A 23714-nucleotide genomic window follows, 5' to 3' on the forward strand; every position below is an offset into this window, starting at 1 on the left:
AGCGCCGGACGGGACACGAACCCGTGCGGCGCTCCACCGGTCCCGTCGTCGACCCGGCGTCAGGAGTCCGGGGAATCGGGGGAGTCCGGAGGTTCCGGGGTGTCCTTCGGGCTGTCCTGCGGGCCCTCGGCGTCGCCGTTCGCGCCGTCGCTCTCCTCCCCGGCCGACGGCCGCTGCCGGGGGCCGGCCGCGGGCGGCGAACCGGGACCGGCGTCGCCGCCCGCCTCGGGACGCACCGGCTTCGGCGGACGGGTACGGCCACTGGAAGGATCGCGCAGGTACGCGGCGTCCCCGCTCTCCGTGGCGTGCCCGCCGGGCGCCTGGCCGGGACCGACGTCCCTGCGGCGCAGATAGCGCTCGAACTCCCGGGCGATGGCCTCGCCGCTCGCCTCGGGCAGTTCCGCGGTGTCCCGGGCCTCCTCCAGCGTCTGCACGTACTCGGCCACCTCGCTGTCCTCGGCGGCCAGTTGGTCGACGCCCAGCTGCCAGGCGCGCGCGTCCTCGGGCAGTTCGCCCAGCGGGATGCGCAGGCCGAGCAGGTCCTCCAGACGGTTCAGCAGGGCGAGCGTGGCCTTGGGGTTGGGCGGCTGCGACACGTAGTGCGGCACCGCCGCCCACAGGCTCACCGCGGGCACGCCCGCGTGCGTGCACGCCTCCTGGAGGATGCCGACGATGCCGGTCGGCCCCTCGTACCTGGTCTCCTCCAGGTCCATGGTCCGTGCCAGGTCCGGGTCGGAGGTGACCCCGCTGACCGGCACCGGGCGGGTGTGCGGGGTGTCGCCGAGCAGCGCACCCAGCACCACCACCATCTCCACGCCCAGTTCATGGGCGAAGCCGAGGATCTCGTTGCAGAACGAGCGCCAGCGCATGGACGGTTCGATACCGCGGACCAGGACGAGATCGCGGGGTTTCTCCCCGCCGACGCGGACCACGGACAGCCGGGTGGTCGGCCAGGTGATCTTGCGCACCCCGCCGTCCAGCCAGACCGTCGGCCGGTTGACCTGGAAGTCGTAGTAGTCCTCGGCGTCGAGCGCCGCGAACACCTCGCCCTTCCACTCCCGTTCCAGGTGTGCGACCGCCGTGGAGGCCGCGTCGCCCGCGTCGTTCCATCCCTCGAACGCGGCCACCATGACCGGGTCGATCAGCTCGGGAACCCCCTCGAGCTCGATCACCCAGGCCTCCTTCCGAAGTTCCCTTGTGTACTCATCAACCTTACGACTTCCGGCCCTTCCCGCCGCAGTCCCTGCGCACAGTCGGCCTCCCCGGGACCGCCGACGCCGGATCGCCGGTCGAATCAAGGCTTCAGTCTTCGAATACATCCGAGCTGTGTCCAGTGAATTTGCCGTCAAGCCTGGACGTTGGGGCCTTCTTGAGGCTATACATCGGATGACCAGAACAGAGGTCCGATGTTATTCCCCTGGGGGCGCACATGAGTCAGACCGTCACGGATCTCGTGGTCCACGACATCCGTTTTCCGACCTCGGAACAACTGGACGGTTCGGACGCCATGAACCCGGATCCCGACTACTCGGCCGCCTACGTCGTACTGCGCACCGATGTCCCCGCCGGTGCGGACGGTCCGGACGACGCCGGTGCCGGCACCGAGGGACACGGCTTCTGCTTCACCATCGGGCGCGGCAACGAGGTGATGGCCGCCGCCATCGAGACGCTGCGCCCCCACGTGGTGGGGCGCCCGGCCCCCCGTACCGCGGCCGACCTGGCCGCGCTCCACCGGGACCTCACGCACGACTCCCAACTGCGCTGGCTCGGCCCGGAGAAGGGCGTGATGCACATGGCGGCCGGCGCGGTCGTCAACGCCGCCTGGGACCTGGCGGCGAAGCTGGCGGGCCGGCCGGTGTGGCAGTTCCTCGCCGGGATGACGCCCGAGGAGATCGTCTCCCTCGTGGACTTCCGCTACCTCACCGACGCCCTCACCCCCGACGAGGCCCTGGAGATACTGCGGGCCGCCGAACCGGGCCGGGCCGAGCGCGCCGAACGGCTGCGCGCCGAGGGGTACCCGGCGTACACCACCTCGCCCGGCTGGCTGGGCTACAGCGACGACAAGCTGGTCGGCCTGGCGAAGGAGGCCGTCGCCGACGGCTTCACCCAGATCAAGCTGAAGGTCGGCGGCAGCCTCCACGACGACGTCCGCAGGCTCGCCCTGGCCCGCCAGGCGGTCGGCCCCGACATCCGGATCGCCGTCGACGCCAACCAGCGCTGGGACGTCTCCGACGCGGTCGAGTGGATGACCGCGCTCGCGCCGTACGACCCGCACTGGATCGAGGAGCCCACCAGCCCCGACGACGTCCTCGGCCACGCCGCCGTCCGGGCCGGGCAGCCGGTCAAGGTCGCCACCGGCGAACACGTCGCCAACCGGGTCGTGTTCAAGCAGCTCCTCCAGGCCGGGGCGGTCGACTTCGTCCAGATCGACGCGGCCCGCGTCGCGGGCGTCAACGAGAACCTGGCGATCCTGCTGCTCGCCGCCAAGTACGGCGTGCCGGTCTGCCCGCACGCGGGCGGCGTCGGACTCTGCGAGCTGGTGCAGCACCTGTCCATGTTCGACTACGTCGCGGTGTCCGGCAGCCGGGACAACCGGGTGATCGAGTACGTCGACCACCTCCACGAACACTTCGCCGACCCCACCGTGATCGAGAACGGCCGCTACGTTGCCCCGGAGGCCCCGGGCTTCTCCGCCAGGATGCTTCCCGGGTCGATCGCCGCACACCGCTACCCGGAGGGCCCCGTGTGGCGGGCCCGCCGCACCGCCGAGGAGGCCAACCGATGACCGGCACACGTGACTTCGAGGGGATGGGCGCCCTGGTGACGGGCGGCGCCTCCGGCATCGGGGCCGCCGCCACGGCCATGCTGCTGGAACGCGGCGCGCGGGTGGCCGTGCTCGACCGGGACACCGCGGGCGCCCCCGCCGGGGCCCTGGCCGTCGAGGCGGACGTCACCGACGACGCCGCCGTGCGCGCGGCGGTCGACCGGGCCGCGGCCGAACTGGGCGCGCTGCACACCGTCGTGTCCAACGCGGGCATCGGTTCCGTCGGCACGGTCGAGGACAACGACGACGAGGAGTGGGGCCGGGTCCTGGACATCAACGTCCTCGGCATGGTCCGCACCGCCCGGCACGCCCTGCCCCATCTGCGGCGCGCGGCGGCCGACCGGCCCGGCGCCGTGTCGATCACCCAGACCTGCTCCATCGCGGCGACCGCCGGGCTGCCGCAGCGCGCCCTGTACAGCGCGAGCAAGGGCGCGGTCCTCTCGCTGACCCTGGCGATGGCCGCCGACCACGTCCGTGAGGGCATCCGGGTCAACTGCGTCAACCCGGGCACCGCGGACACCCCGTGGATCGGCCGGCTGCTCGGGCGGGCCGAGGACCCGGCCGCCGAACGGGCCGCGCTCAACGCCCGTCAGCCGATGGGGCGGCTGGTCTCCGCCGACGAGGTGGCCGCCGCGATCGTGTACCTCGCGAGCCCCGCCGCCGCCTCGGTCACCGGTACGGCGCTGGCCGTCGACGGCGGAATGCAGGGACTGCGTCTGCGCCCGGCCGGGAGCTGAGCGAGCAGCCGGGCGGACCGGGCCCTCGCAGTCCGCGCCGCCGGGAGGTCCGGGCCGCAGGAAAGCCGTGCCGCGCGAAGGGAAGAAGGGGCAAGGAGGAGGGGCACCCGGTCCGGGGCCCCTTCCTGTCGTCGCGCTACAGCGTCGACCTCAGCCACTGCTCCACGCTCGCCACGTGCACCGTCGCCCAGGCCCGCGCGGCTTCCGCGTCCCGGTCCCGCAGGGCCGACACGATCGCCCGGTGCTCGTGCAGCGTGCGGCTGACCGCGTCCTCCTGCGTCAGGCCGCGCCACACCCGCGCCCGGGTCGTCGGCCCGGACAGCCCGTCGAGCAGCGAGCACAGCACCGAGTTGCCGGACGCCTTCACGATGCCGCGGTGGAAGTCGAGGTCGGCGGCGACCAGTTCCTCGACCGAGGGCTGCGGGCCGAGCGCGTCCAGCTGCGCGTCCAGCCGGTCCAGCTCGTCCGCGGCGATCCGCGTCGCCGCGATCGCCGTCGCCGCGGGCTCCAGGATGCGGCGCACCGCGAGGAACTCCAGGACCGTGTCGTCCCGGTGGAAGTCCACGACGAAGCTGAGCGCTTCAAGAAGCAGCTGCGGGTCCAGACTCGTCACGTACGTGCCGTCGCCCTGCCGCACGTCCAGAATCCGGATCAGCGACAGGGCGCGTACGGCCTCACGCAGCGAGTTGCGCGAAAGACCCAGCTCCGCGGCGAGCTCGCTCTCCTTGGGGAGGCGGTCCCCCGGGCGCAGCGCACCCGAGACGATCATGCCCTTGATCTTCTCGATGGCCTCGTCGGTGACAGCCACGGCACCTCCCTCTGCTCATGCCCGGAGGGCACACACCTCCGATGTCTCGCACCATTATGTGGGCAGGGGCCCATGGGACCAGGGGGTGCCCGCGATCAGGAACGGGCGGTGGCCGGCGCGCCCTGCGCCACCCGGTCGCCGGTGATCCCGAAGTGGTCGGTGAACGCCCGGTCGGTGACCAGGACGGAGATGTTCACCCGGTCCACATAGCTGATCAGGACGACGACCAGGAGGGTCAGGACGCCCGCCCCGCGGGCTCTGCCGCTCATGCGGTCGCCTGCTCCTCGGCCGCCGTGCGGTACATGCGGCGCAGGCGGACCACGCCCAGGTCGTGCTGGTAGAGGTTCTCCTGCTGGTCGGCGTCGAAGGGCATGGCCTCCAGCATCACGCGGTCCTGCTCCAGGACCTCCCAGTGGCGCTCCTCGACGAGGGTCCTGTAGAGGAAGCGCCAGGTGTCGCGCTGCCAGCCCCGCACCTTGCGGTAGCGCCAGAAGAAGACCGCGCAGCGCTCCTCGTCGACCGGGCGGACCATGCCGACGATGCCGAACGCGCCGCCGGGGCCCGCGGACGGCGGGTACGGGATGGACAGGTCCACCCAGTCGACGCCGGTGCGGCACAGCTCGACCCAGTCGAAGTTCACGCCGCGCTGGTCGGTCTTCTCGAAGAAGTAGCCGCGGTCGGTCTCGCGGATGCGGAACTTGGCGGTGGTGTCGCCGTCGTACATGGTGTGCGACTCGTGGTGCAGGAACGCGCCGTGCATCGGGTCGAGGAGGTTCTCGACCGCGTACCGCCACGGCACGTTCCACTCCGCATAGCACAGGAACGCGTCGACGTCGGGGTCGACGAGCGGGTCGGGCAGCTTCAACTCGGTGGGCTGCGGCTGCTGTTCGATGCCGAAGTAGGCGAGGACGGCGCCGGCCACCTCGCGCACGGGCAGCGAACGGACGAGCTTCCTGCCCTCCAGGCTGCAGCCGGGCAGTCCGGGCACGGAGGCGACCGTGCCGTCGGTCCCGACCTCGACGCCGTGGTACCAGCAGGCCACCCGGTCGCCCAGGTGCTTGCCCAGGGAGAGCGGGGCGCCGCGGTGCGGGCAGCGGTCGGCGAGCATGCTCAGGGTGCCGTCGGAGCGGCGGAACAGCAGCCACTGCTCGCCCAGGACGGTGACCTTGCGCATCGCGCCGGGCGCGACGAAGGAGGACGGGACGACCGGGTGCCACTGCTCGCGCAGACCGGTCGCGAAGATGTGCTCGGCGGTCGGGTTCACGGCGGTCACGCTCCCAGTCGGTGCATCTCGGCGGCGAAGGACTCCTCGGTCCACGGTGCGCCGTCCGGCGCGTGGACCTTGCGGGCGTTCAGCCCGCGCACGACGTCCGCGAGTTCGTGGCCGTCCTTGGTGAAGACGTCTTCGAGGGTGGCGGCCAGCTTGTACTCGTACGGCGTCGGCTCGTGCGTGCGGGACTGGTGGGGGTCCAGGTACGGCCAGTCCTGCCCGGTGTTCGTGCTCGTGTGCGTGCTCATGGAAAGTCTCCCGTCGGGGGTCACAGGTCGAGGACGAGGCGGCCCGACGCGCAGCGCGAGACGCAGATCATCATCGAGGTGTTCGCGGCGTGCTCTGCGTCCGAGAGCAGGAAGTCGCGGTGGTCGGGGGTGCCGTCGAGGACCCGCGTCTCGCAGGAGCCGCAGATGCCGTCGCGGCAGGAGCTGTTCACGCTCAGGCCGGCCTGCTCGGCGGCCTCCAGGATCGAGGTGTCCGGGGCCACCGACAGGGTCAGGCCCGACGTACGGCACTCGACCTCGAACGATGCGTCGTCCCCCGACCGCTCGACGACCGGCGCCGCGAACCGCTCCAGGCGCAGCCGCTCCGCGGGGCAGCGCTCCTCGATCGCGGCGAGCAGCGGCTCGGGCCCGCAGCAGTACACGAGTGCGCCCTCGGGCAGGTCCGCCAGCTCCGATGCCAGGTCGATGTGGCCCAGCTCGTCCTGCGGCACGAGCGTCAGGTCGCCGCCGAGCGCGGACAGTTCGTCGGTGAACGCCATCGAGGCGCGGCTGCGTCCGCCGTAGACCATCCGCCACGCGGCGCCGCGCCGGGCGGCCTCGCGGGCCATCGCGAGGATCGGCGTGACACCGATGCCGCCGGCCACGAACACGTACGCGGGCGCGTCCTCCAGGACGAAGTGGTTGCGCGGCTCGGAGACCGTGACCGGCTGGCCGGGGCGCAGCTTCGTGTGGACGTGGCGCGAACCGCCGCGCGAGGAAGGCTCGTTGAGCACGCCGATCCGGTAGCCGCCGGTGTCGGCGGGGTCGCCGCACAGGCTGTACTGGCGGATCTGGCCGCCCACGTGCACGTCGATGTGCGCACCGGGCGCCCAGGCGGGCAGCGGCTTGCCGTCGGGGTGGATCAGCTCGACGGACAGGACGCCGTCGGCCTCCCACGTCATCCGCCGGACCAGCAGGGACAGCCGGCCTTCGTCGGTGGTCGTCATGATGGGCCTCCCTGCGCGGTGGGGATCTTGACGGGCGGGGTGAACGGGTTCTTCATGGGGCCGAGCGCGGCCAGGTCGACCTCGACGAGCACGGGCCCGTCCGAGGCGACGGCCTCCTCCAGCACGGGCCGCGCGTGCTCGGCGTCGGCGATCCGCAGGTACGGCAGGCCGCAGGCGCGGGCCAGGAGCTCGAAGTCGGGCGTGGCCAGGTCGACGCCGCTGCGGCGCTCGCTGTAGCGGTCCTGCATGTTGCGCAGCACGCCGTAGCCGCCGTCGTTGAAGACCAGCACGGTCAGGCGGGGCCGTTCCTGGGCCACGGTGAGGAGTTCGCCGAGGTGGACGGCGAGGCCGCCGTCGCCGGCGATGACCACCGCGGGCCGCTCGGGGGCGGCGAGCGCGGCGCCGATGCCCATGCCGAGGCCCTGGCCGATGCCGCCGCCGCGCGGGAAGACGTTCGACTCCGGGGCGTACATCTCCAGGAGCCGGTTGCCCCAGCTGCTGGACGGGATGGTGACGTCCCGGGCGACCACCGCGTCGCGCGGCAGCACGGCGCGCAGCGCGTCGCAGATCGCGGCCTGCGGGCCGATGCTGTCGTGCAGGGTGGCCCGCACGTCCTCCCGGACCTGCGCCACGCGGCGCGTCCAGTCGGGCTCGGCGGCACGGGCGTGGGGGAGGAGACCGGCCAGCGCGTCGGCGGCATCCGCGTGCAGGGCGTGGGCCGCCGGGTAGACGCGGCGAAGGGCGGCCGCGTCGACGTCGATCTGGATGTGCCGCTCCGCGCCGGGCAGTTCGAGCCCGTAGTCGGCGGTCTCGTTGGACCGGAAGTGCGTGCCGATCGTGACCAGGACGTCCGCGTCGGCGAGCAGGGCACGCCCGGCCGGCGTCGTCGCGAAGTTGCCGATGACCTGCGGGTGGTCCTCGGGGACCGCGCCGCGCCCCGAGTTGGAGGTCAGCAGGCCCGCGCCGGTCGCCCCGACGAGCGCCACCAGCTCCGCGCGGGCCGCGTTCGCACCGCCGCCGGCCCAGATCAGCGGGCGACGGGCGGTCGACAGCAGCGCGCCCGCGGCGGCCAGCGCGGTGGTGTCGGGCGCGGGGCGCGCCGGCTCCGGCAGCGTGGTGCCGGCGTCGGTCTGGGCCGCGTACTGGAGGTCGATCGGCCACTCGACGCTGGCCGGGCCGCCGGGCGCCGTCAGGGCGGCACGCGCGGCCTCGCGCAGGAGCCGGCCCGCCTCCTCGGTGGAGCCGACCGTGACCGCGTGCTTGGAGACCGCGGTCAGCATGCCGAGCTGGTCCTTGGTCTCGTGGATGAACCCGCGTCCGCTGCCCAGGAACTCGGCTTCGACCTGCCCGGTGACGTGCAGCACGGACGTGCCGGAGGCGAGCGCCTCGATGAGCGAGCCCGCCGCGTTGCCCGCGCCGGTGCCGGTCGAGGTGAGCGCGCAGCCGAGGCCGCAGCGGGCCCGCCCGTAGGCGTCCGCCGCGTTCACGGCGCTCGCCTCGTGGCGCACCGGCACGAACCGCAGCTCGCGGTCGACGGCCTCGACCAGCGGCAGGTTGTGCACGGACACGATGCCGAAGACCGTGTCGATGCCCAGTTCCTTCAGGACGGCGACGAGGAGGGTGCCGCCGTTGTCGTAACGCATGCGTACTCCTCAGAGGATGCCGCGGCCGACTCCGCCGCAGACGTCGATGCTGGTTCCGGTGATGTACGAGGCGCGCGGCGCGAGCAGCGCGAGGATCGCGTAGGCGACCTCCTCGGCGCGGCCGAGCCGGCCGAGCGCGACGCCGCGGTCGGCGGCGAGCTCCGCCTGCCAGTCCTCGTAGGACAGGCCCGAGTCCGCGGCGGCGTGCCGACGGGTCCACTGGCCGGTGTCGATCAGGCCCAGGCACACCGAGTTGACCCGGATGCCGTCCGCCGCGAGCTCGGTGGCGAGGGACTTGGAGAGGTTGAGGATGCCGGCGCGGGCGGCGCTGGTCGTGATGAGGCGGGTCTCGGGCTGCTTGGCCAGGACCGCGTTGACGTTCACGACCGCCGCCGCGTCCGAGGCGCGAAGCAGGTCGCGGGCCGCCCGGAGCGGGTTGAGGACGCCCGCGAACTTCAGCTCCAGCTCGTCGCGCCAGTCCTCGGCGGTCGTGTCGTCGAGCCGCTTCATGCGCGACTGCCCGGCGTTGTTGACCAGACCGTCGAGCCGGCCGCCGAACGTGTCGGCGGCGGTGCGCACGAAGTCCCGCACGGCGTCGGCGTCACGCACGTCGCAGGTGGCCGTGAACAGGCGGTCGTGGTCGCCGATCCGCTGGAGACGTTCGGCGTCGCGCCCGCACGTGGCGACGTTCGCGCCTTCGTCGAGCAGGGCGCGGACCGTGGCCAGGCCGACGCCCGAGCTGCCTCCGGTGACCACGTAGGTCCGGTCGGCGAGGCCCAGATCCATGTCAGAACTCCTCGGTGTGTCAGGTCAGTTCATGGTGAAGCCGCCGTTGACGGCGATCACCTGTCCGGTCAGGTAGCGGGACTCCTCGGAGAGGAGGAAGGAGGCGAGCCCGATCAGGTCGCCGGGCTGCTGCGGGCGCTCGATGGCCCGGTTCGCCCGGTACAGGTCGTGCCGCTCGGCCGGGACGGCCGTCGTGGCCTCGCCCTCGGTCAGACCGGGTGCGAGCGCGTTCACCGTGATGCCCCGCTCGCCCAGCTCGCGCGCCATGGCCCGGGTCAGGGCGATGACCGCGCCCTTCGAGGCGATGTAGTGCGCGAGGCGCGGGGAGCCGTAGAGGGCCGCGTCCGAGGCGATGTTCACGATGCGTCCGGTCGGGCCGAACAGCGGGTGCAGCGCCTTGGCGACCAGCCAGGGGCCGCGCGCGTTCACCGTCATCAGGCGGTCCCAGACCTCGATGTCGATGTCCTGGAACTCCTTGCCGCCCACGCCGTTGGCGAGCGCCGCGTTGTTCACGAGCCCGTACAGCTCGCCGGACAGCTCCCGTACGAAGTCGGCGAGTTCCGTGACCGACGCCGGGTCCGCCACGTCGCACCGCACGAAGTGGGCGTCGAGCCCCTCGGCGCGCAGCTCCTGGGCGGCGCGGGCGCCGCGGTCGGCGTCGAGCTCGGCGACGACGACCCGGAAGCCGTCCGTGCCGGCCCGGCGGGCCGTGGCCAGTCCCAGGCCACGGCCCGCCCCGGTCACGACGACCGTGCGGACGCCTGCGGGCGACTGCTCAGTCACGGGTGACGCCGTGCATCGGCGAGTACTCGGGGTACGACGGGACCTGCGGCTTCTGCGTGCCGATGACGACACAGAACAGGGCGTCGGTGTCGCCCTCGTTCTTCAGCGAGCGGGTCACGCCGGCCGGCACCACGATCATGTCGCGGTAGCCGAGGGTGCGGTACTCGACCTCGTCGGGGCCGCGGTGGATGCCCACCTTGACCCGGCCCTCCAGGACGAAGAACGCCTCCTCCACGTCGTGGTGGGTGTGGGCCGGGCCCTCGGCGCCCGGGGGCAGCAGCATGTTGGAGAACGTGAAGCCGCCCGACGGGATGATGCGGGAGTCGCCCTCGTGGTTGCCGGTCGCGCCGGAGCCCACGTAGCGGATCTGGCCGCGGCGGTACTGCGGGCCGGCCTTCTCCTGGAAGGAGAGGGTGTCGAAGTCGGCGACGCGCGATTCCTTGGTGGCGATCAGCGAGTCGGTGTACTTGCCGAGGTCGCCGCCGTTGTCGTACTCGGTGGTGGTCAGAGGCATGATGTGCGCCTTTCGATGAACAGCTCTAGCGGGTGACGATGTGCAAGTGGGACAGGACCCAGGCGTTGAACCGCTCGGGCTGTTCCTGGTTCGCCAGGTGACCGGCGTCCTTGACGATCACGTAGGCGGTCTTGTGCAGGCCCCCGGCGAGGACCTGGGAGGCCTCGACCCCGGTGACCGTGTCGCGGTCGCCGCACACGACGAGCGTCGGCGCGGTGACGGCGGCCAGTTCGGCGCGCAGGTCGGCGCCGGCCATGGAAGCGGCGGCGTACCCGTAGCCGGGCAGCCGGATCGCGTCGGCCATGGTGTCGACGACCCGCTCGACGAGCGCGGCATCGGCCAGGTCCGAGACCAGCCGGGGCCCGCGCTGCGCGGCGAAGGCCCGCGGCCCGACCTCGGCCAGCTCGGTGGCGCGCGCCCGCATGGCCGCCGCCTTCGCCTCGTCCGTGCCGGAACCGGCACTGGAGTCGGCGACGATCAGCGAGGCCACCAGGTCCGGGTGGCGCGTGGCGAGCCGCAGGGCGATGACGCCGCCCCACGAGACGCCGAGCACGTGCGCCGAGGAGCCGTACGCGCGGACGACCTCGGCCGCCGCGTCCGCGAACCCGTCCAGGTCGAGGGGGCCCTCCGGGTCGGGGGACCTGCCGTAGCCGGGCGCGTCCCAGGCGATGACCCGGGCGTGCTCCGCGAGCCCTTCGAGCTGCGGGGCGAACGCCGCCGACGACGAGCCGATCCCGTGCAGGCACAGCAGCAGGGGGCCGCTCGCACCGGCCTCCTCCACGTGCAGCGCGGTCACAGGATCTGTCCCGAGCGGCCGGCCAGGGCGGCCAGCGAGCGCAGCACCGCGTACGGCACGACCTGGCTGGTGGCCGGGTTGCCCGGGTCCGGACGGTGCGCGACCTCGAAGCGGTACTCGCCGTGCGGGCCCGACGCCTCGACGACGTGCCGGGTGAGCGTGGCCCCCGGATCGGCGACGACCCGGACCCGCACGGCGTCCGGGTCGCCGACGGCGAGGGCGACCGAGGCCGCGACGTTCGTCGACTTGGGGAACTTCACCGGCACGTCGCGCGCGGTGCCCGCCATGACCTCGACGGGGCCGGTCGCCGTCCGCATCCGGGTGAGCAGCTCCTCGTCCATCCACGGCTGTTCGAGGGTGGACGGCAGCTTCGTCGTGGTGAGGCGCACCTCGTCCAGCGGGGCGAAGGAGCGCACGGCCTGCAGCAGGTCGAGGCCGCCGACGGCGCCGCCCGTGAAGGACACCCGGCCGGGCCCGGCGGCGAGCAGCCGCTCGGCCAGCTCGTCGTCGGTGAGGGCCCCGGTCGAGGCGATCAGCAGGTCGGTGCCGCTGGTCAGGACGCGTTCGCCCCATTCCCGTACGACGCCCTGGCCCGCCGCCTCCACGATCAGGTCGCAGCGCTCGATGGCCTCCTCGAAGGAGACCTGCCCGGCGGGGGCGGTCTCGCCCAGCGGGCGGTTGTCGACGATGCAGGTCAGCTCGGCGCCCCGGACCTCGCCGCGGCCGAGGGCGGTGCCGACGACGCGGCCGATCGCGCCCCAGCCGACCAGTCCGACCTTCAGGGTCTTCGGGCTCGTGCTCACTTGTGCTCTCCTTCCGGCGCGCCGGCCATGTGGCAGCGGATCTCCTTCGACGGCGGGCCCGCCGTCCCCCACAGGTCGGACAGCTCGGGGACCCGGCGCCAGACCTTGGCGATCCAGCGGTCCTCGACGACCTGCGCGACCTCGGACGTGTACTCGCACACCAGCCCGGTCGGGTCGGTGAAGTACGAGAAGGTGTTGTTGCCGGGGCCGTGCCGCCCCGGGCCCCACTTCGGGACGATCCCGTGGTGGCGCAGCCGGCCGAGCCCGCGCATGAAGTGGTCGACCGAGCTCATCTCGTAGGCCACGTGGTTGAGGGAGACCCACTCGGCCCGGTTGAACGCGATGCAGTGGTGGTCCGCGTTGCAGCGCAGGAACGCCATCTGGTGCTCGGACCAGTCGGACACGCGCAGGCCGAGCACGTCGCAGTAGAAGGCGACGGCGGCGTCGATGTCCGGGGTGTTGAGGACCGCGTGCGTGACGCCGACCGGGACCGCGCCGTCGCGGCCGCGCGGGGCGACCGCCCAGGTGTCGGCGGACAGCTCGACGAGCCGGCCCTCGTGGTCGTGGAAGCGCAGCCCGTAGCCGCCGCCGACCTGGTCGAGCGGTCCGGGACCGGCGACCGGGGCGATGCCGCGGGCCTCCAGGCGGCGGGCCGCCTCGTCGATCTCGGCGGGCGTGGCGACCGCGAACACGAGCCGGCCGAGGCCGGTGCGCCCGGAGCGGGTCAGCTGCAGCGCGTGGTGCTCCTCGCCGGTGCCGCGCAGCCAGCTCGCGCTGTGCCCGGACTCGACGACCTCCAGGCCCCACGCGTCCTCGTAGAAGTCGGTGGCCTCCGCGAAGGAGGGGGTGAGCAGCTCGACCGAGCGCAGCGCGCGCAACCGGGCGATCGGGGGGTGGGACATACGGAACTCCATCGGAGGAACGGTCAGTTGGCCCAGGGCAGCGGGGCTTCGGAGGTGCCCCAGTACAGGGACTTCTGGCGCTGGTAGGCACGGATGGCGTCGCGGCCCTTCTCCGTACCGAGCCCGCTGTCCTTCATCCCGCTGAACGGGGTGGAGGCGCTGAACTGCTTGTACGTGTTGATCCAGACGGTGCCGGCGTCGATCCGGCGGGCCAGGCGCCAGGCGGCGCGGTGGTCACGGGTCCAGATCCCGCAGGCCAGGCCGTACACCGAGGCGTTTGCCTGGCGGACCAGGTCGTCCTCGTCGTCGTAGGGGAGCACCACCAGGACCGGTCCGAAGATCTCCTCCTGGCAGGTGCGCGAGGAGTTGTCGAGGCCGGTCAGGACGGTGGGCAGGTAGTACGCGCCGTCCGCGTACTCGGGGCCCTCGGGGGCGGAGCCGCCGCACAGCACCTCGGCGCCCTCCGAGCGGGCCAGGTCCACGTACGCGGCGACCGAGTCTCGGTGCTCGTGGTGCACGAGCGGGCCGACCTGCGTGTCCGGGTCCGTCCCCGGGCCGACCCGCAACTTCCTCACCCGCTCGACGAGTTCGGTCACGAAGGAGTCGTGGATCTCGCGGGCCACGAACAGTCGCGAACCGGCGATGCAGGACTGCCCGCTGGACGAGAAGATCCCGAACATCACTCCTGCCAGGGCCTGTTCGACATCCGCGTCGGCGCGCACGATCGTCGGCGACTTGCCGCCCAGTTCGAGCGAGGCCGGGATGAGCTTCTGCGCGGCGATCCCCGCGATCGAGCGGCCGGTCCCGGTGCCGCCGGTGAAGCCGATCCGGCCGACCAGCGGATGCCGCACGACCGCGTCGCCGACCACCCGGCCACTACCGGGAAGCACCGACAACAGGGCGGTGGGCAGGCCGAGTTCCTCCAGGGCGCGGGTGATGATCCGGCCCAGCTCCAGGGAGACCAGCGGGGTCCAGGCGGCGGGCTTCAGGAGCACCGCGTTGCCCGCGGCGAGCGCGGGGGCGATCTTCTGCGCGTCGCTCGCCACCGGCGAGTTCCACGGGTTGATCGCGCCGACCACGCCGATCGGTTCGTGCACGCTCATCGTCACGTACGGGCCGCGCGCCGGGGTGATCGCCTCCTCGGCGGTCTCCAGGACGGCCGCCATGTAGCGGAACGTGCCGGCCGCGCTGAGCGCGAGCGCCTTCGTCTCCGTCAGGGTCTTGCCGGTGTCGGCGGTCTGGGTGGCGGCCAGCTCGTCGGCCGCCTCCTCCGTCAATTCGGCGATGCGGTGCAGGAGTCGGGCCCGCTGGTGCGGGAGCAGGTCGCGCCAGGCGGGGTCGGCGACGGCCTCGGCGGCTGCGCGGGCCGCCTCGTCCACCTCCTCGGCGGAGGCCGAGTGGACGGTCGCGACGACTTTGCCGGTGGCCGGGTCGACGGTGTCGACGGGGGCGCCGGCACCGCGACGCCACCGGCCCGCGACGAGGATGTCGGTGGAGTGGACTGACACGGCCGGACCTCCGAGGAGCACGGGGAACAGGGGAGAACAGGGGGGAGCAGAGGGCGAGAGCGCGGGGCTGAATCGCTGAAGTGCTAGAAATCTAAGCCCTTAAATATCTCTGCGCAAGACCCTTCGGCGGTCCCGTCTTGGCCCGGCGGACCTACCGTTTGGTAGGAGAACCTGCAGGTGGGCCCACATGGCGAGACAACGAAATCTTTTAGCAGCTAACCATTGACCGCTTAGGTAACGGCTCCTACTGTCGGCGCAACTCCTCGGTTCGCGTGTTCGCGGAAGGACCCCTCCCATGACGACTTTGGCCGGCAAGCAGGGACTCGGCTCGATCGCAGCCAGACTGGAACGGCTGCCGCACTCCCGCTGGCACGTCAAGGTCCGGTGTCTCATCGGCGCCGTGACGTTCTTCGAGGCCTTCGACCAGCTGCTCTCCGCCTCCGCCCTGCCCGTGCTGATCAAGGACTGGCACCTGAGCACCGGCCAGGCGACCTTCGCGGTGACCTCGGCCTCCATCGGCATGCTGCTCGGCGCCCTCGTGGCCGGCTGGCTGGGGGACCGGATCGGGCGCGTGCGCACCGTCGCCCTCGGCGTCGTCGTCACCGGCGCCGCCAGCCTCGCCGTCGCCTTCGCCCCGGGCATCGAGCTCTTCTCGCTCTTCCGCTTCGTCCAGGGCCTCGGCATCGGCGGCGTGGTCCCCGTCGCCGCGACGTACATCAACGAGATCGCCCGCTGCGACAAGCGCGGCCGCTTCGTCCTGCTCTACGAGATGATCTTCCCGGCGGGTCTCGCGGCGGCCGGCCTGGTCGCCGTCTGGGTCGTGCCGAACTTCGGCTGGCGTGCGATGTTCGTGCTCGGCGCGCTGCCCGTGGTCATCGGCGCGCTGCTGCCCCGGCACGTCGCCGAGTCCCCGCGCTGGCTGCTCTCGCAGGGCCGCGTCGACGAGGCCGAGCGGGTCATCGCCCGCATCGAGGCCGAGGTGGAGCAGGCCGCGGGCACGCCGCTGCCCGAGCCCGCCGCCGAATCCGTCGCGGAGACCGGGCGCGGCCGCCTGCGCGACCTGTTCACCGGGCGGTATCTGCGCCGCACGGTCGTCCTGTCCGGCCTGTGGTTCGTCGCGTACTACGTCAACCACGGCATCTCGACCTGGCTGCCCTCGCTCTACACGAAGAGCTTCGGCCTCGACCTGACCACCGCGCTCCAGTACACCCTGCTGAGCAACGTCACCGGTCTGCTCGGCACCTTCGTGGTCGCCCTGGTCATCGACCGGATCGGCCGCCGCCCCGCCCTGGTCGCCGCACTCTCCGGCACCGCGCTCGCCCTCGGCGTCCTGGCCCTGACCGGCGCCACCTCCGGAATCAAGGTCGCCGTCTTCGCCTCCTGCACGACCTTCTTCGTCTACGCGATCAACGCGGGCCTGTACCTCTACTCGCCCGAGCTCTACCCGACCGCGAACCGCGCCCGGGGCGCCGCCTTCGGTGGCGTGTGGAACCGCCTCGGCGTCATCCTCGGCCCCGTCATCGTCGGCGCGATCCTCGGCGCGGGCGGCGGCCTCGGCCTGGTCTTCGCCCAGCTGGCCTGCGTCGCGGTCGTCGGCGCGGTGATCGCCCTCTTCGCGGTCGAGACCAAGGGCCGCACCCTGGAGGAGCTGAACGCCTAGACGCTCCCGGCCGGGCGGGACTTTCGAAACCCGCCCCGGCTTCCGCGGTACGTCGTGCCACGGCGCCGGGCCCCTGTGCGGGGGCCCGGCGCCGGCCGCTTCCCCGCCTCCCGGGCAGTCATTGGTTGAGGGATAGAATTTTCAGGGGCGTACGATCTCGCGCCCCGGGAATCGGACGAGGGGACGGGACACGGGGATGGCCGAGCGGAAGGCGACGCGGCAGGACGCCGTGACACAGGTCGTGGCGGACTGGGCGCGCGAGCGGCCCGAGCTGGACACCGCGCCCCTGGAGGTGCTCGCCCGGCTGCACCGCTCCTTCCTGCGCTACAACACCCGGCTCAACGCGTCGATTGAGCAGCACGGTCTGTCCGTCGCCGGGTTCGACGTGCTCACCGCGCTGCGCCGGGCCGGCAAGCCGTACCGCCTCACCGCGGGCCAGCTCGCCGACTCCGGACTGGTCTCCTCCGCCGGCGTCACCCTGCGCATGGACCGTCTGGAGAAGGACGGCCTCATCGTGCGCGAGCGCGACGCCGACGACCGGCGCGTCGTCTACTCCCGGCTCACCGACGAGGGCCTCGCCAAGGTCGACACGGTCTTCGCCGACCACCTCGACAACGAGCGCCGCATGCTGTCCGGCCTCTCCCCGGCCGAGCGCCGCCAGCTCGCCCGCCTGCTCGGCAAGCTGGAGCGCTCGATCGTGGACTCGGACGGCGAGTCGTAGCCGACAGGCCGCCCTACTTGTCGTCCAGCACCTTTTGGACCCTGCCCCGGACATCCTCCGAGTCCAGCCCCCGGATCGTCAGGGTCGTCCGGCGGCGCAGCACGTCGTCCGGCGTCTCGGCCCACTCGTGGTCGCGCGCGTAGACGACCTGCGCCCAGACCTCCGGCGCGTCCGGGTGGATGCGCTCGGCCAGCGCCGGGTTCTCGTTGGCCAGCCGGGCGATGTCGAAGGCGAGCGAGCCGTAGTGCGTGGCCAGGTGCCGCGCGGTGTCGGCGGCCATCCGCGGACCCGGCGTACCGCCGTCGACCAGCAGCCGGTGCGCCACCGCGTTCGGGTTGGCGATGCCGGGCAGCGGGAGCTTCTTCGGCAGGCGCGCGATCGGCTCCATGTCGTCCGCGAGGGGGTGACCGGGGAGCGCGGCCAGCTTGTTCATCACCGTACGGCCGATGTGGCGGAACGTCGTCCACTTGCCGCCCGCGACCGACAGCATCCCGCCGCGGCCCTCCGTCACGACCGTCTCGCGCTTGGCCTTGGACGTGTCGCCGGGACCGCCGGGCAGCACCCGCAGACCGGCGAAGGAGTACGTGATCAGGTCGCGCGACAGCTGCTGGTCCCTGATGGAGAACGCCGCCTCGTCCAGGATCTGCGCGGTGTCCTTCTCGTCGACCGCGAGGTCCGCCGGGTCGCCCTCGTACGCCTCGTCCGTCGTACCGAGCAGCAGCATGTCCTCCCACGGCAGGGCGAACGTGATCCGGTACTTGTCGATCGGGGTGGCGAGCGCGGCCTTCCAGGGGCGGGTGCGCTTCAGCACGAGGTGCGCACCCTTGGACAGGCGTATGGAGGGCGCCGCGCCCGGGTCCTCCATCTTCCGCAGGTGGTCCACCCACGGCCCGGTGGCGTTCAGCACGAGCCGGGCATCGACGCCGAACTCCGTGCCGTCCAGACGGTCCTCCAGCTCGGCGCCGGTCACCCGCCCCCTGGTGAACCGCAGCCCGGTCACCGCCGCGTGGTTGAGGACGACCGCACCCGCCTCGACGGCCGCGCGCACCGTCATCAGCGCCATCCGGGCGTCGTTCATCTGGTCGTCGCCGTAGACCGCGACGGCCTTCAGGTTGTCCGTGCGCAGCTCCGGCACGTCGCGCCGGGCACGCGCCGGGCCGATCACGTGGCCGACCCCGTCGCCGAACGCGGAGAGCGCCGAGTAGGCGAACACGCCCGCGCCGAGCTTGGCCGCGCCGTGCGGGCCGCCCTTGTACACCGGCAGGTAGAAGGTGAGCGGATTGGCCAGGTGCGGAGCCACCTGACGGGACACCGCACGGCGCTCGAAGTGGTTCTCCGCCACCAGCTTCACGGCACCGGTCTGCAGATAGCGCAGACCGCCGTGGAGCAGCTTGGAGGAGGCGGAGGAGGTGGCGCCGGCGAAGTCGCCGGCGTCCACCAGAGCCACCCGCAGCCCGGACTGCGCGGCGTGCCAGGCGGTGGAGATGCCCAGGATGCCGCCACCGATCACCAGGAGGTCGTACGCAGCCCTGGACAGCTGCTCCCGGGTCTCGGCGCGGCTCGGGAGGGAGCCGGAGGCCGGGTGGGTCCCGAGGGACGGGACGCTCTGCAGGGTGGTCATGGTGATTACTCCTCGTCTTCGAGCCAGCCCATGGTCCGCTCGACGGCCTTGAGCCAGTTCTTGTACTCGCGGGCGCGGGTGTCCGCGTCCATGCGGGGGGTCCACTCGGCGGCCCGGCGCCAGTTGGCGCGCAGCGCGTCGGTGTCCGGCCAGAAGCCGACGGCGAGACCGGCGGCGTAGGCGGCGCCGAGGCAGGTCGTCTCGGCCACCATGGGCCGCACCACGGGCGCGTCCAGGAAGTCGGCGAGCGTCTGCATCAGCAGGTTGTTGGAGGTCATGCCGCCGTCGACCTTCAGGGCGGCCAGTTCGACGCCGGAGTCCTTCGTCATGGCGTCGGTGATCTCACGGGTCTGCCAGGCGGTGGCCTCCAGGACGGCACGGGCGATGTGCGCCTTGGTGACGTACCTCGTCAGACCGGCGATGACACCGCGGGCGTCGGAGCGCCAGTAGGGGGCGAACAGGCCGGAGAAGGCGGGCACGAAGTACGCGCCGCCGTTGTCCTCGACCGAGGAGGCCAGGGTCTCGATCTCGGCCGCGGAGTTGATCAGCCCCATCTGGTCGCGCATCCACTGCACCAGCGAGCCGGTGACGGCGATGGAGCCCTCCAGGGCGTAGACCGGCTTCTGGTCGCCGATCCGGTACCCGACGGTCGTCAGCAGCCCGTTGTACGAGTTGACGGGCTTCTCACCGGTGTTCATCAGCATGAAGGTGCCGGTGCCGTACGTGGACTTGGCCTCGCCCTCGGAGAAGCAGGTCTGGCCGAAGAGCGCCGCCTGCTGGTCGCCGAGCGCGGACGCCACGGGGACCCCGTCGAGCACACCGCCCTTGGCGTTCCCGTACACCTCGGAGGAGGAACGGATCTCGGGGAGCACCGCGGCCGGGATGTCCATCGAGTGGAGGATCCGCTCGTCCCACTTCATCTCGTGCAGGTTCATCAGGAGCGTGCGCGAGGCGTTGGTGACGTCGGTGACGTGGACGCCGCCGTCGGTGCCGCCGGTCAGGTTCCAGATGACCCAGGAGTCCATGGTGCCGAAGAGGATCTCGCCGCGCTCGGCGCGCTCGCGCAGCCCCTCGACGTTGTCGAGCAGCCAGCGGACCTTCGGGCCGGCGAAGTACGAGGCGAGCGGCAGGCCGGTCTCGCGGCGGAACCGGTCCTGGCCGACGTTGCGGCCGAGCTCTTTGCAGAGGGCGTCGGTCCGGGTGTCCTGCCAGACGAGGGCGTTGTGGACCGGCTCACCGGTGTTCTTGTCCCAGAGCAGCGTGGTCTCGCGCTGGTTGGTGATGCCGATCGCCTTCACGTCGGCGGCCGTGATGCCCGCCTTGACGATGGCACCGGCCACGACCTCCTGGACGTTCTCCCAGATCTCGGTCGCGTCGTGCTCGACCCAGCCCGGCTTGGGGAAGATCTGTTCGTGCTCCTTCTGGTCGACGGAGACGATCCGGCCGTCCTTGTCGAAGACGATGCAGCGGCTGGAGGTGGTGCCCTGGTCGATGGCCGCGATGAACGGGCCGGTGGTGTGTGCGTCGGTCACGGTGTGCTCCCGGAAGTCTGTGTGGTCTTGGGGGACGGCTCTCGGCGCCGTGGTTCAGGCGAAGGCGACGTTGTAGAGCCCGCCCGCGATCGCGCCGCCGATCAGCGGTCCGACGATCGGGACCCAGGCGTAGCCCCAGTCGGAACCGCCCTTGTTCGGCAGCGGCAGCAGCGCGTGCACGATACGCGGGCCGAGGTCGCGGACCGGGTTGATCGCGTACCCCGTCGGGCCGCCGAGCGAGAGGCCGATGCCCACGACGAGCAGCGAGGTGATCAGGGCGCCGAGCGTGCCGAGGCCGTTGCCGTCATTGTTGAGGCCCTGGGTGAGGATCGCCAGGACCAGTACGACGGTGGCGATGATCTCGGTGACCACGTTCTGCACGGCGTTTCGGATCTCGGGACCGGTGGAGAAGATGCCCAGGACCGGGCCCGCGGCCGGGGCGGCCCCCTGGTCGACCATGCCGTCCTCACCCGTACGGGTGCCCACGATCTCCGGATCCGTGAGGTGCGCCCGGAACTGCCCGTAGTACGTCGCCCAGACCAGCACCGCGCCGATCATCGCGCCGAACAGCTGGGAGACGAGGTACAGCGGTACGTCGCTCCACTCGGTGCCGCCCTTGATGGCGAGGCCGATGGTGACCGCCGGATTGAGATGTGCGCCGGAAACGCCGCCGGCCAGGTACGCGCCGGTCAGTACCGCGAAGCCCCACCCGAAGGTGATGGCCAGCCAGCCGGCGTTCCGGGCCTTGGAGTGCTTGAGAGTGACGGCGGCACAGACACCACCGCCGAGCAGGATGAGCACGGCGGTACCTATGGTCTCGCCGATGAAGATGTCGGAGCTGGACACCCGCGACTCCTTTGTCCTTCGTCCAGGGAAGCCGAACCCCGGGTCCCTCCGGTGGTCCGCGCCCTCGTGGGAGGGCGTTTTCCGGCCCTTGGCGCTGTCACACCATAACGCCTATTTCCGTTAGCTGTTCGACAATGCCGACCGGTGAACGGCAATGCTTCCCCCAGGTGAATCGGGCGTCAAGGGTTGTGTGGCCTATAACTCGATCGTTACCGGGGGCGTGCGGCGGCCGGGCTCAGAAGCGTCCGGCGCCCAGGTCCCTGGAGACCGCACGGGCGCAGTCGCGCACCGCGGCGATCAGCTCGGGGCGCAGCTCCCCGTTCGCGCAGACCCGCTCCACCGCACCGGTCACGGCCACCGCGCCGACCGGCATCCGCCGCCGGTCGTGGATCGGGGCGGCCACCGCGGCCACGCCCTCCCAGGTCTCCTCCACGTCGGCCGCCCAGCCCCGCGCCCGGATCAGGTCGAGCATCGCCTCGAACTCCTCCGGATCGGTGACGGTGTGCGGGGTGAAGGACTGCCGCTCGGATTCCAGGGCCTCGGTGTGCGCCACCGGGTCGTAGGCCGAGAGCACCTTGCCCAGGGCCGTGGAGTGCAGCGGCTGCATGGCCCCGACCTCCAGGACCTGTCGGCTGTCGTCGGGGCGGAAGACGTGGTGGACGACGAGGACGCCCTGCTGGTGCAGCACGCCCAGGTGGGCGCTCTCGCCGCTGGAGCGGGCCAGGTCGTCCGTCCAGACGAGGGCGCGGGCCCGCAGCTCGTGGACGTCCAGATAGCTGTTGCCCAGTCGCAGCAGCTCGGCCCCCAACTGGTAGCGGCCGGACGCCGGGTCCTGCTCGACGAAGCCCTCGTGCTGGAGCGTGCGCAGGATGCCGTGCGCGGTGCCCTTGGCCAGGCCCAGCGAAGAGGCGATGTCGGACAGCCCCAGCCGACGCTCGCCGCCTGCCAGCAGGCGCAGCATCGCCGCCGCCCGCTCCAGCGACTGGATGTTCTTGGCCATCGCGCCGTACTCCTCCACCTCGGTTCGACAATGCTGAACACTATCGGTCGATGCCGACCCATGCTCGATCGCGGAGGAAAACCGCGGCGCCACTCCGATCCGGGCATCGCCCCGCACAGCATGCCGTCCGTTCCGTGGGACGGAGTGACGACCCCGGCCGTCACCGGGCTAGGCTGGCCTGGTGCGCCTTCCACCGAAGACGCAAAGCCGACAGCCGTCGCATCCCAGGGAGTACATCCATGGCCTCGTTGCCGACCCCTTCCGCCGACAGCAGGAACCGAGCCGAAGCGTTGCGTGAGGCGCTTGCCACCCGGGTGGTGGTGGCGGATGGTGCGATGGGCACCATGCTCCAGGCGCAGGATCCGACGCTGGAGGACTTCCAGGACCTCGAGGGTTGTAACGAGGTGCTGAATGTGACGCGGCCGGACATCGTGCGGTCGGTGCATGAGGAGTATTTCGCGGCGGGTGTGGACTGTGTCGAGACGAACACGTTCGGGGCGAATTCCTCTGCTTTGGGGGAGTATGACATTGCCGGGCGGATCTTCGAGCTGTCCGAGGCGGGGGCGCGGATCGCGCGTGGGGTGGCCGATGAGTTCACCGTCTCGACGGGACGGCAGCGGTGGGTGCTGGGGTCGATGGGGCCGGGCACGAAGCTGCCGACGCTGGGGCACACCTCGTATGCGGGGCTGCGGGAGGGTTTCCAGCAGAACGCCGAGGGGCTGATCGCCGGCGGTGCGGACGCGCTGATCATCGAGACGACGCAGGACCTGCTGCAGACCAAGGCGGCGGTGCTGGGCGCGCGGCGTGCGATGGAGGCGGCGGGCAGTGATCTGCTGGTGCTGTGCTCGCTGGCGTTCGAGACGACCGGGACGATGCTGCTGGGCTCGGAGATCGGTGCGGCGCTGACCGCGCTGGAGCCGCTGGGCATCGACATGATCGGGCTGAACTGCTCGACGGGGCCGGCCGAGATGAGCGAGCACCTGCGGTATCTGGCGCGCCATTCCCGTATCCCGCTGCTGTGCATGCCCAATGCGGGGCTGCCGGTGCTGACGAAGGACGGTGCGCATTTCCCGCTGGGGCCGGAGGGTCTGGCCGATGCGCAGGAGACGTTCGTGCGGGAGTACGGGCTGTCGCTGGTGGGCGGGTGCTGCGGGACGACGCCGGAGCATCTGCGCCGGCTGGTGGAGCGGGTGCAAGGGGCGCGGCCGGTGGTGCGTGATCCGCGGCCGGAGCCGGGTGCGGCGTCGTTGTACCAGACGGTGCCGTTTCGGCAGGACACCTCGTATCTGGCGATCGGTGAGCGGACCAACGCCAACGGGTCGAAGAAGTTCCGGGAGGCGATGCTGGAGGCCCGGTGGGACGACTGTGTGGAGATGGCCCGCGACCAGATCCGTGAGGGTGCGCACATGCTCGACCTGTGTGTCGATTATGTGGGCCGGGACGGGGTGGCGGACATGGAGGAGCTGGCGGGGCGTTTCGCGACGGCCTCCACGCTGCCGGTGGTGCTGGACTCGACCGAGGTGCCGGTGCTGCGGGCCGGGCTGGAGAAGCTGGGCGGGCGCGCGGTTTTGAACTCGGTGAACTACGAGGACGGGGACGGCCCGGAGTCCCGGTTCGCCAAGGTGGCGGCTTTGGCCGCGGAGCACGGCGCGGCGCTGATCGCGCTGACGATCGACGAGGAGGGCCAGGCCCGCACCGTCGATCACAAGGTCGCCGTCGCCGAGCGGCTGATCGCGGACCTGACCGG

General features: G+C 72.0%; 23 protein-coding genes. 5 read left to right on the forward strand and 18 right to left on the reverse strand.

Going from position 1 to position 23714, the window contains the following annotated elements:
• Positions 1–59: 59 nt before the first annotated feature.
• On the reverse strand, positions 60–1172 hold the full coding sequence (locus tag ACWCXX_RS27640; protein ID WP_451131776.1) for a PAC2 family protein: 1113 nt from the start codon (positions 1170–1172) through the stop codon (positions 60–62).
• 257 nt (positions 1173–1429) lie between these two features.
• Between ACWCXX_RS27640 and ACWCXX_RS27645 the strand changes: the two genes are divergently transcribed.
• Both ACWCXX_RS27645 and ACWCXX_RS27650 read left to right on the forward strand, forming a co-directional pair.
• Positions 1430–2785 carry an L-fuconate dehydratase gene (locus ACWCXX_RS27645; RefSeq protein ID WP_451131778.1) on the forward strand — a complete coding sequence of 452 codons (1356 nt, stop codon included), beginning with the start codon at positions 1430–1432 and terminating at the stop codon, positions 2783–2785.
• The gene (locus ACWCXX_RS27650; protein WP_451131780.1) at positions 2782–3561 is read left to right on the forward strand and encodes an SDR family NAD(P)-dependent oxidoreductase; all 780 of its coding nucleotides are present in this window, start codon (positions 2782–2784) and stop codon (positions 3559–3561) included. The genes ACWCXX_RS27645 and ACWCXX_RS27650 overlap by 4 nt, the downstream gene beginning before the upstream one ends.
• 136 nt (positions 3562–3697) lie before the next feature.
• Here the strand turns inward: ACWCXX_RS27650 and ACWCXX_RS27655 are convergent, their stop codons facing one another.
• The 13 genes from ACWCXX_RS27655 to ACWCXX_RS27715 form a co-directional block, all read right to left on the reverse strand.
• On the reverse strand, positions 3698–4369 hold the full coding sequence (locus ACWCXX_RS27655; protein ID WP_451131782.1) for a FadR/GntR family transcriptional regulator: 672 nt from the start codon (positions 4367–4369) through the stop codon (positions 3698–3700).
• A 95-nt stretch (positions 4370–4464) separates the two neighbouring features.
• Positions 4465–4638, reverse strand: a complete 174-nt coding sequence (locus ACWCXX_RS27660) for a hypothetical protein (protein ID WP_451131784.1) — start codon at positions 4636–4638, stop codon at positions 4465–4467.
• Complete coding sequence (locus ACWCXX_RS27665; RefSeq protein ID WP_451131786.1) at positions 4635–5642, reverse strand: Rieske 2Fe-2S domain-containing protein; 1008 nt, start codon at positions 5640–5642, stop codon at positions 4635–4637. The genes ACWCXX_RS27660 and ACWCXX_RS27665 overlap by 4 nt, the downstream gene beginning before the upstream one ends.
• Positions 5639–5887, reverse strand: coding sequence for a recombinase-like helix-turn-helix domain-containing protein (locus ACWCXX_RS27670; RefSeq protein ID WP_451131788.1), 249 nt, complete (start codon positions 5885–5887; stop codon positions 5639–5641). Before ACWCXX_RS27670 ends, ACWCXX_RS27665 begins: the two co-directional genes overlap by 4 nt.
• Positions 5888–5907: 20 nt before the next feature.
• Positions 5908–6852, reverse strand: a complete 945-nt coding sequence (locus ACWCXX_RS27675) for a PDR/VanB family oxidoreductase (RefSeq protein ID WP_451131790.1) — start codon at positions 6850–6852, stop codon at positions 5908–5910.
• On the reverse strand, positions 6849–8495 hold the full coding sequence (locus ACWCXX_RS27680; RefSeq protein WP_451131792.1) for a thiamine pyrophosphate-binding protein: 1647 nt from the start codon (positions 8493–8495) through the stop codon (positions 6849–6851). Before ACWCXX_RS27680 ends, ACWCXX_RS27675 begins: the two co-directional genes overlap by 4 nt.
• 9 nt (positions 8496–8504) lie before the next feature.
• A complete protein-coding gene (locus ACWCXX_RS27685) occupies positions 8505–9281 on the reverse strand; it encodes an SDR family oxidoreductase (protein WP_451131794.1) in 777 nt (258 codons plus the stop codon).
• A 24-nt stretch (positions 9282–9305) separates the two neighbouring features.
• The gene (locus ACWCXX_RS27690; protein ID WP_451131796.1) at positions 9306–10064 is read right to left on the reverse strand and encodes an SDR family oxidoreductase; all 759 of its coding nucleotides are present in this window, start codon (positions 10062–10064) and stop codon (positions 9306–9308) included.
• Entirely contained in the window at positions 10057–10578 is a 522-nt protein-coding gene (locus ACWCXX_RS27695) for a cupin domain-containing protein (protein WP_451131798.1), read from the reverse strand. The genes ACWCXX_RS27690 and ACWCXX_RS27695 overlap by 8 nt, the downstream gene beginning before the upstream one ends.
• A 25-nt stretch (positions 10579–10603) precedes the next feature.
• Entirely contained in the window at positions 10604–11374 is a 771-nt protein-coding gene (locus ACWCXX_RS27700) for an alpha/beta fold hydrolase (protein ID WP_451131800.1), read from the reverse strand.
• Positions 11371–12177 carry an aspartate dehydrogenase domain-containing protein gene (locus ACWCXX_RS27705; RefSeq protein ID WP_451131802.1) on the reverse strand — a complete coding sequence of 269 codons (807 nt, stop codon included), beginning with the start codon at positions 12175–12177 and terminating at the stop codon, positions 11371–11373. Before ACWCXX_RS27705 ends, ACWCXX_RS27700 begins: the two co-directional genes overlap by 4 nt.
• The gene (locus ACWCXX_RS27710) at positions 12174–13079 is read right to left on the reverse strand and encodes a VOC family protein (protein ID WP_451131804.1); all 906 of its coding nucleotides are present in this window, start codon (positions 13077–13079) and stop codon (positions 12174–12176) included. Before ACWCXX_RS27710 ends, ACWCXX_RS27705 begins: the two co-directional genes overlap by 4 nt.
• 23 nt (positions 13080–13102) lie before the next feature.
• A complete protein-coding gene (locus ACWCXX_RS27715; protein WP_451131806.1) occupies positions 13103–14587 on the reverse strand; it encodes an aldehyde dehydrogenase family protein in 1485 nt (494 codons plus the stop codon).
• A gap of 295 nt (positions 14588–14882) precedes the next feature.
• Between ACWCXX_RS27715 and ACWCXX_RS27720 the strand changes: the two genes are divergently transcribed.
• Both ACWCXX_RS27720 and ACWCXX_RS27725 read left to right on the forward strand, forming a co-directional pair.
• On the forward strand, positions 14883–16247 hold the full coding sequence (locus tag ACWCXX_RS27720; protein ID WP_451131808.1) for an MFS transporter: 1365 nt from the start codon (positions 14883–14885) through the stop codon (positions 16245–16247).
• 196 nt (positions 16248–16443) lie between these two features.
• The gene (locus ACWCXX_RS27725) at positions 16444–16968 is read left to right on the forward strand and encodes a MarR family winged helix-turn-helix transcriptional regulator (protein WP_451131810.1); all 525 of its coding nucleotides are present in this window, start codon (positions 16444–16446) and stop codon (positions 16966–16968) included.
• A gap of 13 nt (positions 16969–16981) precedes the next feature.
• Here ACWCXX_RS27725 and ACWCXX_RS27730 read toward each other — a convergent pair whose 3' ends face one another.
• The 4 genes from ACWCXX_RS27730 to ACWCXX_RS27745 form a co-directional block, all read right to left on the reverse strand.
• Positions 16982–18589 carry an FAD-dependent oxidoreductase gene (locus tag ACWCXX_RS27730; RefSeq protein ID WP_451131812.1) on the reverse strand — a complete coding sequence of 536 codons (1608 nt, stop codon included), beginning with the start codon at positions 18587–18589 and terminating at the stop codon, positions 16982–16984.
• A 5-nt stretch (positions 18590–18594) separates the two neighbouring features.
• Complete coding sequence (gene glpK, locus ACWCXX_RS27735) at positions 18595–20121, reverse strand: glycerol kinase GlpK (RefSeq protein WP_451131814.1); 1527 nt, start codon at positions 20119–20121, stop codon at positions 18595–18597.
• A 54-nt stretch (positions 20122–20175) separates the two neighbouring features.
• Positions 20176–20967: an MIP/aquaporin family protein gene (locus tag ACWCXX_RS27740; RefSeq protein ID WP_451131816.1), complete on the reverse strand. Its 792-nt coding sequence runs from the start codon at positions 20965–20967 to the stop codon at positions 20176–20178.
• 235 nt (positions 20968–21202) lie between these two features.
• Positions 21203–21967: an IclR family transcriptional regulator gene (locus ACWCXX_RS27745; protein ID WP_451131818.1), complete on the reverse strand. Its 765-nt coding sequence runs from the start codon at positions 21965–21967 to the stop codon at positions 21203–21205.
• Between the two features lie 239 nt (positions 21968–22206).
• Between ACWCXX_RS27745 and ACWCXX_RS27750 the strand changes: the two genes are divergently transcribed.
• Positions 22207–23714 (forward strand): homocysteine S-methyltransferase family protein (locus ACWCXX_RS27750; protein ID WP_451131820.1); only part of this gene is annotated, 1508 nt, incomplete at its 3' end.

The sequence above is a fragment of the Streptomyces sp. NPDC001732 genome, assembly GCF_053596315.1.

What these genes read in the sequence shown, in the direction of transcription:
- ACWCXX_RS27710 (WP_451131804.1), bottom strand. Translation starts at nt 13,079, where the DNA reads ATGTCCCACCCCCCGATCGCCCGGTTGCGCGCGCTGCGCTCGGTCGAG.
- ACWCXX_RS27685 (WP_451131794.1), bottom strand. Translation starts at nt 9,281, where the DNA reads ATGGATCTGGGCCTCGCCGACCGGACCTACGTGGTCACCGGAGGCAGC.
- ACWCXX_RS27680 (WP_451131792.1), bottom strand. Translation starts at nt 8,495, where the DNA reads ATGCGTTACGACAACGGCGGCACCCTCCTCGTCGCCGTCCTGAAGGAA.
- ACWCXX_RS27730 (WP_451131812.1), bottom strand. Translation starts at nt 18,589, where the DNA reads ATGACCACCCTGCAGAGCGTCCCGTCCCTCGGGACCCACCCGGCCTCC.
- ACWCXX_RS27670 (WP_451131788.1), bottom strand. Translation starts at nt 5,887, where the DNA reads ATGAGCACGCACACGAGCACGAACACCGGGCAGGACTGGCCGTACCTG.
- ACWCXX_RS27725 (WP_451131810.1), top strand. Translation starts at nt 16,444, where the DNA reads ATGGCCGAGCGGAAGGCGACGCGGCAGGACGCCGTGACACAGGTCGTG.
- ACWCXX_RS27645 (WP_451131778.1), top strand. Translation starts at nt 1,430, where the DNA reads ATGAGTCAGACCGTCACGGATCTCGTGGTCCACGACATCCGTTTTCCG.
- ACWCXX_RS27660 (WP_451131784.1), bottom strand. Translation starts at nt 4,638, where the DNA reads ATGAGCGGCAGAGCCCGCGGGGCGGGCGTCCTGACCCTCCTGGTCGTC.
- ACWCXX_RS27745 (WP_451131818.1), bottom strand. Translation starts at nt 21,967, where the DNA reads ATGGCCAAGAACATCCAGTCGCTGGAGCGGGCGGCGGCGATGCTGCGC.
- ACWCXX_RS27650 (WP_451131780.1), top strand. Translation starts at nt 2,782, where the DNA reads ATGACCGGCACACGTGACTTCGAGGGGATGGGCGCCCTGGTGACGGGC.
- ACWCXX_RS27675 (WP_451131790.1), bottom strand. Translation starts at nt 6,852, where the DNA reads ATGACGACCACCGACGAAGGCCGGCTGTCCCTGCTGGTCCGGCGGATG.
- ACWCXX_RS27695 (WP_451131798.1), bottom strand. Translation starts at nt 10,578, where the DNA reads ATGCCTCTGACCACCACCGAGTACGACAACGGCGGCGACCTCGGCAAG.
- ACWCXX_RS27720 (WP_451131808.1), top strand. Translation starts at nt 14,883, where the DNA reads ATGACGACTTTGGCCGGCAAGCAGGGACTCGGCTCGATCGCAGCCAGA.